Below are 12,768 nucleotides of genomic sequence, written 5' to 3'. Positions count from 1 at the left end.
ATAGAAAAGAAGAGTGAACCGGACAGCGGTTTCACTCTTTTTTTAATAGTTATGCTTTTTAATAGTCACGATCTATCAGATAGGAGAGGAATAACCGCAGAAGGCCTTTGATCTGGTCGTCGACCAAGAGGTCCGATATTATCGTTTCCGCTTCATCTAACAACTCCTTTATTTTATTATAGGCATACTCTATCCCCCGATACTCTTTGGCAAAATCAAGCACGCGTTCAATATTTTCCTCAGAAAAGTCGCGCGATTGAATAATTTGTATTATCTGATCTGAGACAATCGTGGGTGCATTTTTCAAAGCGTATATAAGCGGGAGTGTCACTTTCCCCTCCCGGACGTCGTTCCCGGTCGGTTTGCCCACATCGGTTTTATAATAATCAAAGATATCATCCCTTATCTGGAAACAGATACCCAGAATTCCTCCCAACCGGCTGAATCCGGAGATGGTTTCCGGGGAAGCGCCCCCTGTGATGGCCCCGATCATAATGCTGGCACGCAATAAAGAGGCTGTTTTCTTTTCGATCACCTCAAAATAGGAGGCTTCGTCGATAAATATCTCCCTGGCGAGTGAGAACTGTACCAGTTCACCCTCTGCAAGGCTTTTTCCCAACTCCGACATGATCCGTACAATGTTGAGATCCTTTGTCTTTACACTCTCTGCCAGCGCCGACGACAAAAGATAATCACCCACAAGCACCGCTCTGGTATTATCATAGACAGCATTCACCGAACGTTTGCCTCTTCGCATATCGGACTTATCAATCACATCATCGTGCACAAGCGTGGCTGTGTGCAACAATTCTACCGTCACAGCGCCGTGATATGTTTCCGGGATAATTTGCCCGCAGGCTTTTGCGGTTAACAGCACCAACGTGGGCCTTAACCGCTTGCCATCGGTCTCAAAAACATAATCGATAATTCCTGAAATGCGGGGATTGTCGCTTTTGATCGATTCTCGCAAATAAACATCAAAAAGATTCAGTTCTTCCTGCAGAAAGTCTTTTATGACTTGACTCTGATCCATCACCTCCTGAATTTAATTTCACAAATTTAGAAATTATTCTCCTCTTAGCAACAAATATTCGTAACTTTACACTTCTTAATCAGTTTTTATGAATAAAAATAAGCTTTTCCTTCTGGATGCCTATGCACTTATTTACCGCTCCTATTATGCATTTATCAAGAATCCGAGGGTAAATTCCAAAGGCGAGAATACTTCCGCTGTTTTCGGATTTGTAAATACGCTGGAAGAAGTGCTCCGTAAGGAAAATCCATCGCATATCGCGGTCGCTTTCGACCCGGAAGGACCCACTTTCCGTCATCAGGAATTCGAGGCCTATAAGGCGCAACGTGAAGCCACTCCCGAAGATATCAAGCGGTCGGTACCCATTATTAAACAGATCATTGCTGCTTATAATATCCCCATATTGGAAGTACCCGGTTATGAAGCCGACGATGTGATCGGCACCATTGCAAAACAGGCGGACAAAGATCGTTTTGATGTGTATATGATGACGCCCGATAAAGATTACGGCCAGCTTACCGAACCTCATATCTTCATCTATAAACCCAAATACGGCAGCAACGATTTCGATATTCTGGACGATAGGAAGGTGATGGAAAAATATGACCTTTCCGACCCTGCCCAGATGATCGACCTGCTGGGGTTGATGGGGGATGCCTCTGACAATATTCCCGGCTGCCCGGGCGTGGGGGAGAAGACAGCGATAAAATTGCTCAAAGAGTTCGGCTCGATTGAAAACCTGCTCGCACAAAGCAACCAACTGAAAGGGGCGTTACAAAAAAAGATAGAGGATAATCGCGAGCAGATACTTTTCTCCAAATTCCTTGCCACTATCCACACGAATGTCCCTATTGAGGTAGAAGAGGCTGATCTCCCCCGAAAAGAAATGAACCGGGAAGCAGTAAAAGCGCTTTTCGAAGCGTTGGAATTCCGGACCTTCCTGAATCGCATGTTCAACCAGACGTCCACAGTCACCGTACCCAAAGGGCCTGTACAGGGCGATCTGTTCGCAACGGTGGATGAGGAAACAGGTACGGACATAGCACCAACACCCGAATTATCCGCCGGCTTCACCGATATACACACCACACCCCACCGCTACACGATGATACGGTCGGAAGAGGAGATGGCAGAACTATGCAAAAAGTTGAAATCACAGAAGTCGGTCTGTTTCGACACGGAAACCACTGGGATGGATCCGTTGCTGAGTGACCTGGTGGGGCTTTCCTTCGCCTTTAAAGAGGGGGAAGCCTGTTACGTACCCCTCTCTGCCGACCGCGAAGAGGCGTATCGTCAGGTAGGGATCTTCAAATCTTTTTTCGAGGATGAGGCTATCCATAAGATCGGGCAGAACCTCAAATATGATATCCTGGCGCTGCGCAATTATGATATCCATGTGAAAGGCAAGCTCTTCGACACCATGATCGCCCATTATCTCCTCAACCCCGAGATTCGCCACGGAATGGATTATATGGCGGAAACCTATCTCAAATACCGGACGATCCATATTGAAGAGCTGATCGGACCCAGAGGTAAGAACCAAAAAAGCATGCGCGATGTGGATCCGGAAATTGTGACCGATTATGCTGCGGAAGACGCCGACATCACACTGAAACTGAAAAATATACTGGAACAGGAGATCCACGACAACAAGCTGGAGAAACTTTTTTATGATATCGAATGTCCCCTCGTCTATGTGCTGGCCGATATGGAATGGACAGGGGTACGGCTCGATCTGAAAGCGCTGGAAGATCTTTCGACACAATACAGCGCCGAACTCCAACGGATTGAAAAAGAGATCACTGATATGGCCGGAATCGATTTCAATGTCAATTCTCCCAAACAGATAGGGGAGATCCTCTTTGACAAATTGATGATCGTGGACAGGCCGAAAAAAACCAAGACGGGACAATATAAGACCAGCGAGGAGGAGTTGGAAAAGATCCGCTCAAAACACCCCATCATTGGAAAGATACTGGAACAGAGGGGCCTGAAGAAATTGCTCGGCACCTATATCGATGCATTCCCGCTTCTTATCAATCCCCGTACCGGTAAGATACACACATCATTCAACCAGACGGTAGCTGCTACAGGCCGTTTGAGCAGCACAAACCCCAACCTGCAGAACATCCCTATCCGCGATGAACGGGGAAAAGAGATGCGGAAAGTATTTATCCCCGATCAGGGGTGCCTCTTCGTCTCATCGGACTATTCACAGATCGAACTGCGCATTATGGCCCATCTGAGCGGCGATAAGAACATGACGGAGGCGTTCAATAAGGGACAAGATATCCATGCGGCCACTGCGGCCAGGATCTATAAGATTCCCCTTGAAGAAGTCACCGGAGATATGCGGCGCAAGGCAAAAACAGCCAACTTCGGGATCATTTACGGGATCACACCTTTCGGCCTGTCGGAACGGCTTACCATTTCCCGCACAGAAGCCAAAGAACTGATCGACGGATATTTCTCCACCTTCCCTCAGGTGAAACAATATATGGATGAGAGCATCTTGTATGCGCGTGAAAAAGGGTTTGTAGAAACACTCCTGGGGCGGAAACGGTATCTTGCGGATATCAACTCACGGAACGCCGTCGTACGCGGCTATGCGGAACGAAATGCCATCAACGCCCCCATCCAGGGAAGCGCGGCGGATATCATCAAAATGGCCATGATCCGCATTTTTAACAGGCTACAAAAAGAGAAGCTACAATCCAAGATGATCCTTCAGGTACATGACGAATTGAACTTCAATGTCTTCCCTGATGAATTGGAAAAAGTAAAAGCGATTGTGACAGAGGAGATGGAAAATGCCTGTCGATTAACAATCCCGCTGAAGACCGACATAGGGGTAGGGGAAAACTGGCTGGCAGCACACTAATCAATGTGCTAATGTATCAATGTGCTAATGTACTAATTAACTAAAATGCAAATGAAACGCGCTATGGGTTACTCACCTTTCACTATCTATTCATTGGCTTATTGGCATATTGACTCATTAGTAAAATTAGTTTTATGCTCGACGGATTAGCGGAATTCGGTTACTGGGGACTACTGCTGGCTTCCTTTCTGGCAGCCACTATCTTGCCGTTGAGTTCGGAAGTGGTTTTCGTGGCATTGATCGCCGCGGGAACGGATATCTGGACGTGTATCGCCTACGCCACCGTCGGAAATGCCGCCGGAGGCGCCACCTGTTATTATCTGGGACGGTTGGGTAAAACGGCATGGCTGGAGAAATGGTTCAAGATAAAAAGGGAGAAGATCGACCGGACCATCCAACAATTGCAAGGGAAAGGGGCGATCATGGGATTTTTCGGCTTCCTTCCCGCCGTAGGCGATCTGATGCTGGTAGCATTAGGATTTATGCGGGCTAACACGTCTTTAGTAATGATATCCATGACCATCGGTAAGTTTTTACGGTACCTGGTGATCGGTCTCGGGGCCGACCGGATCCTATCATGGTTTTAATTGAACAGCCCTCACTTTTAGTTTTTAATTTTTAGTTTTTCACTTCCATGTCCACCATACTCTTTCATGAGATTGTTTTTGGGCCTATCCACAGCAGGAGGTTGGGGATATCGCTCGGAATGAACCTGCTGTCATATGACGGCAAACTCTGTTCGTTCGACTGCATCTATTGCGAATGCGGCTTCAACAAAGATTTTCGTACGAAAACCAAGTTACCCGACCGGGAAAATGTACGGGCTGCCCTGGAAGATAAGCTGCTATCACTCCGGCAGGAAGGAGTCACACCCGATGTGATCACTTTCGCCGGTAACGGGGAACCGACAATGCACCCGGAGTTTAAAGGAATTATCGACGATACTATTGCATTACGGAACCATTATTTCCCTGATACCAAAATAAGCGTGCTCAGTAACGGCATGCATCTCAACAAACCGGAGGTGTTCGAAGCGCTCAGAAAAGTAGAGAACCCCATACTGAAACTCGACTCGGCGCTCGACGAGACGGTCCGCCTGATCGACCGTCCCAACGCCCCCGGTTATTCGGTAGCAAAACAGGTAGCGCTTTATAAACGCTTTCAAGGCGATTTTATCCTGCAGACCATGTTCGTCAGAGGCCGGTTCGAGGGAAAGGAAGTGGACAACACCACCGAAAAAGAGATTTCAGCCTGGCTAGAGCTTGTCAGAACGCTTAATCCCCGCGAGGTGATGATCTATACCATCGACCGGGAAACGCCCGCCAAAGAGCTGGAAAAAGTGTCTGTCGGCGATCTGCAGAAAATTGCCGCCAGGGTAGGAGAGTTGGGAATACAAACAAACGTGGCAGGGTGATTATTTCATTGCATAACGTTGTTCCCCGGCTGCCCGATTCACCTTTTACCCGCCCGATCGACTGGCAGATCAATACGGACGAGGTATGGGGAGTTGTAGGACCGAACGGAAGCGGAAAATCGCTGCTATCTGAACTGATATGCGGAAAAATAGCCGTTCAATCGGGCAATATCCGGTATCATTTTTTGGACGATCCGGAAGAAAAGAGCGGTTCCCTGTTTCCGGCGCAACGGATCAGGAAAATAGAGTTTAATGCGGCCTATTCGCTGCTGGATTACCGTAAACTGTTTTACCAGCAACGATTCAACAACTCCGAGAATGAGGAGGTACCGCTGGTAAGTGAATTACTGCCGTTGGACAATATCTCCCAAGAGAACCGGCTCATCTTCCGTACTTTCCACCTTTTCGATTTAATGGACCGGAAGTTCATCCACTTATCGAGTGGAGAACTGCGTAAATTCCTTATTGCCAAAGTGTTGATCGATAACCCAAAGATGTTGATCTTCGACAATCCCTTTATCGGCCTCGACGAGGAATCGCGGGAGTTACTCAACAATATGTTTGTTTTTCTTCTTGCCCGCCGCAATATCCGCCTGTTGTTCCTTGCTCCCTCACTGGAAGATCTGCCTGCCTGCGCGACGCATATCCTGGAAATGAAGAACTGCGCAATCCATTACCGCGGGGAGAAGGCCGGCTTCACCCCCGAAAGCCTGCCGGGGGACGCCCCTTTTCCCGGAATCAACTGGGACGATTTCACACTTGAAGACCGCACCTCGGGAAGCAACGAACTTGTATCGATGATCCATGTGGATATTGCCTACGGGGAACGGATCATCCAGAAAGATATAAACTGGACTATCCAAAAGGATGAAAAATGGGCGCTGCTGGGGCCCAACGGTTCCGGTAAATCAACCCTGCTCAGTTATATCTTTGCCGACAACCCGCAGGCATACGCGAAAAATATACGCCTTTTCGGGCGCAAAAGGGGGACGGGAGAAAGCATCTGGGATATCAAAAGGCGTATCGGGTTCAGCTCTTCGGAATTGCATCTCTATTACAGGGCAAATGTAGATTGTACAGCGGTTGTCGCTTCCGGATTTTTCGACAGCATCGGGTTGTTCCGGAAATGCAATGCGCAACAAACTCTTCTGGCGGAGAAATTAATGGAAATACTCCATATCCCGCACTTGAAAAACAGGCCGTTCCTGAAAATCTCTTCAGGTGAACAACGGCTACTCTTCTTTGCGAGGGCCATTATCAAAAATCCGGAACTACTGATCCTTGACGAACCTTTCCACGGATTGGACGACTACAACAAAGAACGGTGTACCTCCATTGTCGAGTCCTTCGCACGCCAGGCCGGCAGGTCGCTCATCTACGTAACCCACCGGAAAGAAGAGATCCCCGATTGTATAGATCATTGCATGCGGTTACAGCTCATTTCCTGGGACACATAAACTAATACCTGTTTTATAGACAATTTCATTTAATTAAAACCCTTTTCGTAAACGGCCGGGAAATAAGGGCAGGTTTTGAGGCTTGCATGTAAGAACGGTGTCCATGAAAAAAATCCCTGGGCGGCCATTCGATTGATATTCATCGGATGACCGTTCCAAACAAAGACCCGCATATAACTGTTCTTAGTATGTCTAATTACAAATTAAATATTTAAAGGCAATGAAAACTGTATATATCGGGACATACCCGCCGCGCAGGTGTGGTATCGGAACCTTTACCCACAACCTGCGGCAGGCTATGTCCGACAAAAAAAACTTCACAAGAGGCAAGCACGAGAGTTTTGTTGTCGCAATGAACGATTTTGACCAGGAATACGAATATCCCGAAGAAGTCAAGTTTACTATCCGCCAGGATTATCAACGCGATTACCTGGAGGCGGCGGAATATATCAACCTCAGCGGCGCTGACTGTTGTATTCTTGAACATGAATTCGGAATTTTCGGTGGCCGTAACGGCGTATATATCCTCTCGCTTCTTCATCGCATTAAAATGCCTCTTGTCGTAACGCTGCATACCGTATTGAAAACTCCCTCCTATGACCAAAAGGAGATACTGCAACGTATTTGCGGAATGGCTAACCGCGTAGTGGTCATGAGCCGTCGGGCCGTAGATTTCCTTCAAAATATTTATGATGTGCCCAAGGAAAAAATAGCCTATATCGAACACGGCGTACCCGACCTCAAATTTTCCCGGCAGGAAGCCAAGAAGGAGTATAAACTCGAAAAGCATAAAGTGCTCCTGACCTTCGGGTTTGTCAGCCGGAACAAAGGCATCGAGACGGTGATAAAGGCTTTGCCCGAAGTCGTTAAAAAATATCCCGAAGTATTGTATATCGTGCTGGGCAAGACGCACCCTCATGTGCTCCGGTACATGGGTGAGGAATACCGTAATTACCTTATCCAGCTGGTGGACGAATTACACCTGGAAAATAATGTGGTGTTTATTGATAAATTTGCCGACGAACGGGAATTGTTCAAATATCTCTATGCGGCCGACATTTACATTACGCCTTATCTCAACGAAGCGCAGATTACCAGCGGTACGCTCTCGTATGCCGTGGGCGTAGGATGCCCGGTCGTTTCCACTCCTTATTGGCATGCAGTGGAATTGCTGGCTGACGATAAGGGCGTACTCTTCGATTTCAGTAACCAGGGGCAGTTGGCCGATATCCTGATCGATTTGCTGAGCCATCCCAAAAAGCGGCTCCGCCTTAGCAGGAACGCCTATGCATACGGCCGTCAGATCAGTTGGCCCAAAATCGGCACTAAATATAACCGCCTCGTCAAAAAAGTAACGGCCGAGCAGATAAAAATCCCCAAAAAAGAATCCATCCCCTTCGACATAAAAATACTGCCGCCCTTTTCACTGGCACATGTAAAGCGTCTTACCGACGATACGGGGATCATCCAGCACACCAAATTCGGTATTCCCAACTTAAAGGAAGGCTATTGTCTTGACGATAACGCCCGGGCGCTCATAATGGCCCTGATGGCTTATAAGGAAACCAAAAACCGCAAAGCGCTGGAATTATGCCCGGTTTATCTGAGTTACATCCACTATATGCAAAACGAGGACGGCACATTTCGTAATTTCTTACACTTTGACCGGAGTTTTGTCGAGGAAAAAGGCTCTGAAGACGCTTTCGGACGCGCTATATGGGCTATAGGATACATGATGGACAATGCCCCGGATGATTCTTACTATCAAATCGGAAAATTCATTCTCGACAAAGCTCTTCCCGTATTCGACACTCTTCGTTCGGTACGCAGCATCGCAAATGTCATCATCGGTATTTCTTATTATTTGAGAAAGAACATGGGGGATGATGTCATGATCGAACGATTGCGAAAACTCGTCACTTTTTTGGCGGAGGAATACCGCCAAAATACCAACGACAGCTGGAAGTGGTATGAAATACTATTTGCCTACGACAACGGGATGCTGCCGCTCGCCATGCTGCATGCCGCAGATATCCTGAAGGATGAGGAAGTCCGGAGGATCGCCTTCGAATCGATGCAATTCCTCTCGGATATTACTCTCAAGGAGGGATATTTGTCGATTATCGGGAATGAAAAATGGTATCGCCGGGAGGGCGCCCGCTCTAATTTTGCCCAACAGCCTGTCGATGCCATGTGCATGGTATTAATGTTTTATCAGGCATACAAAATGACCGGCAACAGCGATTACCTTAAAAAGCTTTTTGCTTCCTTTATGTGGTTCCTGGGTGAAAATGACCTCCGTCTCAGCCTCTATAATTATGAAACTGAAGGTTGCTTCGACGGTCTGGAAAGAGATGGCATCAGCCGCAATCAAGGGGCTGAGAGTACGCTAGCCTATCTGATCTCTTACCTTGTCGTTCTGGAAGCGCACGAAGTATATTACAGCAAAGACTGGCAACGTAATCAAAACGGCCATTGACCGCCCCCACTGCCGCTTTTGGGCCGAAAACCGTTTCAGCCACTGAAATGATAAAGGACTATATCGATGTATAGGAAAACGTATTACAATCACACAGGCAAGCCGGAACATCCGGTTTATAAAAAGAATAACCGTTATGCAACATATCGTAAGAAGAAAAAAAGCGAGGATAGAAAGGGACCCTTCCCGGGTGATCACACAACCTTACATTCCGGGAGATCTTTCCCGCGTGAACAATATTATTTCCCGGGTATTGAACCTGCCCGACGCCACTGCCAAAAAGATGTTGCGGCAAATCCGCTATAACTTCTCCGACCGGCACCGGTACCTGGATGAGTTATTATTGATAAATTTCGACAAGGTAGCCGAATATATTCCTCATCCGATCGACATCAATATTACTAAAAAAATGCTCATCGGGTCTTATTTTACCAAGGAATATTCCATCGAGTCGGCCGCCCTTTTCAATCCCTCCATCATCCTTCATCCCGATCAAAGCAATGTCCCCGAAGGCGCTGCCCGGTTTGCCATGAGCCTGCGCGCGACGGGGGAAGGGCATATCTCATCGATCGTGTTCCGAAGCGGCATCATCGGTAGCGACTTTTCGCTCACCTTCGATAGCGTGTCGGAATTCGTGGAAACACCTGCCATGCTTCATGATCCGTTTTACGATAATCATCTTTTCTGTCTGACCCTTCAGGAAATGGGTGCCTGGAACGATACCTCCGAACGGATCCTGAGCCGGTTGCAACCGTTTTTTACTTATCAGGATCTCAAATTCAGTATTCATGAAGTATATAAGAAAGATCCCGACCAAAGCGACGACAGCGCCATCAATGCCATTAACTGGGTGGCCAATTCAAATTATAAGATAAAGTTCAACGATAAAACCCAATTGTCGGAACGGGTGATATATCCGGTCTCCGAGAATGAAAGCAAAGGCATCGAGGATGCCCGTTTCGTCCAGTTTACCAAGGACGACGGTAAGACCGTCTATTACGCTACTTACACTGCCTATAACGGTCAACACATCCTGCCGCAACTGATCAAAACGAAAGATTTCGTTACCTTCAACATATCCACCCTGAACGGGAATGCCATACAAAATAAAGGCCTGGCGTTGTTTCCCCGTAAGATAAACGGTTTGTACGCCATGCTGTCGCGACAGGACGGCGAGAACAACCATATAATGTTCTCCGACAACCTGCACTTCTGGCATACCTCGCAAATCATTCAGGAACCGCTCTATCCGTGGGAATTCATGCAAATCGGGAACTGCGGCTCTCCTATCGAACTGGAGGAGGGCTGGCTGGTCCTGACGCATGGCGTGGGGCCCATGCGTCAATATTGTATCAGCGCCGTCCTGCTCGACCTTAACGATCCCACCAAGATCGCCTCACGACTGCAAGAGCCACTACTATCACCCAATGAGGAAGAGCGCGAGGGATATGTGCCCAATGTGCTTTACACATGCGGGGCGATGCTCTTCAACGGCCACCTGGTCATCCCGTATGCCATGTCGGACATCACCACACGCGTCGCTATGGTGGAATTAAAAAGCCTCCTCAATATGATGGAACCCTCCCGATAGCCTATACCTGCTGCCGGCCGGAAAACACCTGTAAGTGAGCGGAAAGTGGCGGAATAGAGTGGGGAGGCGGGCATTAAAACGTGGTGAATGAATTGAAGCGAATGAATTGAACAAATTAGCATCTAATCGGTTATGTAATATAGAGCACGGAGAAGGGCCCCCGGTCAGAGATCGGAAAATCTTTAAAATCCGACCACCCTGTCCACGGAATAAATCCTGCCCACATATACATTTTAAACAATCACAAAATTATGAAGACATCTGTAGAAATCAGTTATTATCCTATTAATGAAGATTACAAAACTCCGATCAATAAATTTATCGAGGCTTTGGAAGAATATGAAGCACTCACTGTAAACCCAAACAGCATGTCCACACAGGTTTTTGGGGAATACGATGATGTAGTGGCTGCCATCACAAAGTGCATAAAAGATGCATTTGAGTTGCCGGATAGTGTATTTTTCCTGAAAATTTTAAATATCGACAGAGAAAAGTGAAAAATCACCTGTTTTGTTAGTACTCCCCGGATCAGGTAAGAAGATAATTAGCTGCATTTTCCTAAAAGCTATTTTTGGGGGATCAACAGTTCATCGGTCATATCGAGGGTTCTGGGCTTTAGCACGGTCAACTGCAGGATGATCGCCAACGCAACCGCCCCGATCATCACCACGAAAACCGTATTCATGTGGCCGGCATCCAGCGCCTTACCCAATTCGTTGGTGATTACGGCACCTGCCGATATGCCCGCCAGGTTCATGAACCCATAACCGGTCGCACGATACCGGGACGGTACAAACTGGCATAAAATAGGCATATTATTCACATCGAAGATCCCGAAACCCAACCCGAACAAAAGTGCACCTGTAACGATCATGACCAATCCGCTGCCGTAACCGATCAGCACCAATGCGGGAATGGTCAGCCCCAAGCCGATGACGCCGGTATAAATCCTTCCTTTCAGACGCTTCGTCACCCAACGATCGGAGATATATCCTCCGACGAGCACCCCCACTAACGATGCCAGCGCCAATGTCATGGTCGATAGCGGCCCCGCCTGTTCCATTCCCATATTGAGCGATTCCGAAAACAGGGTTGGTAACCAGTTTTTCGTAGCCCATCCGGGTAAACTCGGAGCGGAAAAGTAAAAGAGGATTACCCAGAAAGCAATATTGGAGAAAAGCAGGGTCAGCCCTTTTCCCATCGCACTCAATTCCTGTGTGACGGATCTTTTCACAGTATCGATCGCATATGTCTTCTTTTCACGGAGAAAGGCAATCAATATCAAACTATACACCATTCCGACAAGGCCAAAAGAATGAAAAGTAAACTGCCAGGAAATGCCGGCAGCCAGGGTCGCCCCAAATCCGCCCAATGCCTGTCCCAGATAGATACCCGAAGTGTGAAACCCAATGGCTAACGATCGCGTTTTCCCCTGATGATAGTCCGCGATAAGAGACAAAGCAGCTGGTACATAAAAGGCTTCACTGACTCCCATGGAGGCTCTCAGGACATACAACTGATCTATATTCCGTGCATACCCCATGGCAAGCGTTACCCCCGACCAAACAAACAGGCTGATCACGATCAGCCATTTGCGGTTCAGCCGGTCGGCGATAATACCCGACAACGGACTCATAAAGGCGTATATCCACAGGAAAACCGCCATTAGTCGGCCGAAGTTGGTGGCCGTAACCAATTCCGCAATATCGACCTCCATGAAAGGTTTCATGGTGGCGAGCATCTGCCGGTCGAGGTAGTTGAGCAGCGCTACAAACCATAGCATACCCACCACCAACCACGGATAGGATTTTTTTGAAGTTAAATTTGACACGTTGTCCTTCATACGATTAACTTATCTTTTTCGCTAAACGGGATCCGCTTTTAACTATGGCCTTGTGCAGGAATTTTCCCCC

At 47.6% G+C, this 12,768-nt stretch carries 9 protein-coding genes; 7 read left to right on the top strand and 2 right to left on the bottom strand.

All coding sequences use genetic code 11. From position 1 onward, the window contains the following. Window positions 1–58: 58 nt before the first annotated feature. Window positions 59–1,033: a polyprenyl synthetase family protein gene (locus Q0502_RS15000; RefSeq protein WP_298652409.1), complete on the bottom strand. Its 975-nt coding sequence runs from the start codon at window positions 1,031–1,033 to the stop codon at window positions 59–61. 88 nt (window positions 1,034–1,121) lie between these two features. Here Q0502_RS15000 and polA point away from each other — a divergent pair, with 88 nt between their 5' ends. From polA to Q0502_RS14965, 7 genes are all read left to right on the top strand, one after another. Beyond that, window positions 1,122–3,914: a DNA polymerase I gene (polA, locus tag Q0502_RS14995; RefSeq protein ID WP_298652406.1), complete on the top strand. Its 2,793-nt coding sequence runs from the start codon at window positions 1,122–1,124 to the stop codon at window positions 3,912–3,914. A gap of 134 nt (window positions 3,915–4,048) precedes the next feature. After that, window positions 4,049–4,501: a VTT domain-containing protein gene (locus Q0502_RS14990; RefSeq protein ID WP_298652403.1), complete on the top strand. Its 453-nt coding sequence runs from the start codon at window positions 4,049–4,051 to the stop codon at window positions 4,499–4,501. Window positions 4,502–4,548: 47 nt separating this feature from the next. Continuing rightward, on the top strand, window positions 4,549–5,328 hold the full coding sequence (locus Q0502_RS14985) for a radical SAM protein (RefSeq protein ID WP_298652400.1): 780 nt from the start codon (window positions 4,549–4,551) through the stop codon (window positions 5,326–5,328). Then, window positions 5,325–6,785 (top strand): ATP-binding cassette domain-containing protein, encoded by a 1,461-nt coding sequence (locus Q0502_RS14980; RefSeq protein WP_298652397.1) that lies wholly within the window; start codon window positions 5,325–5,327, stop codon window positions 6,783–6,785. The genes Q0502_RS14985 and Q0502_RS14980 overlap by 4 nt, the downstream gene beginning before the upstream one ends. A 220-nt stretch (window positions 6,786–7,005) precedes the next feature. Next, window positions 7,006–9,264, top strand: a complete 2,259-nt coding sequence (locus Q0502_RS14975) for a glycosyltransferase family 4 protein (protein WP_298652394.1) — start codon at window positions 7,006–7,008, stop codon at window positions 9,262–9,264. 136 nt (window positions 9,265–9,400) lie between these two features. Then, window positions 9,401–10,855 (top strand): glycoside hydrolase family 130 protein, encoded by a 1,455-nt coding sequence (locus tag Q0502_RS14970; RefSeq protein ID WP_298652392.1) that lies wholly within the window; start codon window positions 9,401–9,403, stop codon window positions 10,853–10,855. Window positions 10,856–11,106: 251 nt separating this feature from the next. Next, entirely contained in the window at window positions 11,107–11,352 is a 246-nt protein-coding gene (locus tag Q0502_RS14965; RefSeq protein WP_298652390.1) for a thiamine-binding protein, read from the top strand. Window positions 11,353–11,420: 68 nt separating this feature from the next. Here the strand turns inward: Q0502_RS14965 and Q0502_RS14960 are convergent, their stop codons facing one another. Next, window positions 11,421–12,698 carry an MFS transporter gene (locus Q0502_RS14960; RefSeq protein ID WP_298652387.1) on the bottom strand — a complete coding sequence of 426 codons (1,278 nt, stop codon included), beginning with the start codon at window positions 12,696–12,698 and terminating at the stop codon, window positions 11,421–11,423. Between the last annotated feature and the right edge of the window lie 70 nt (window positions 12,699–12,768).

The organism is uncultured Proteiniphilum sp. (assembly GCF_937873925.1).
Lineage (GTDB): Bacteria > Bacteroidota > Bacteroidia > Bacteroidales > Dysgonomonadaceae > Proteiniphilum.
This window is presented reverse-complemented; position numbering and strand designations above follow the sequence as displayed.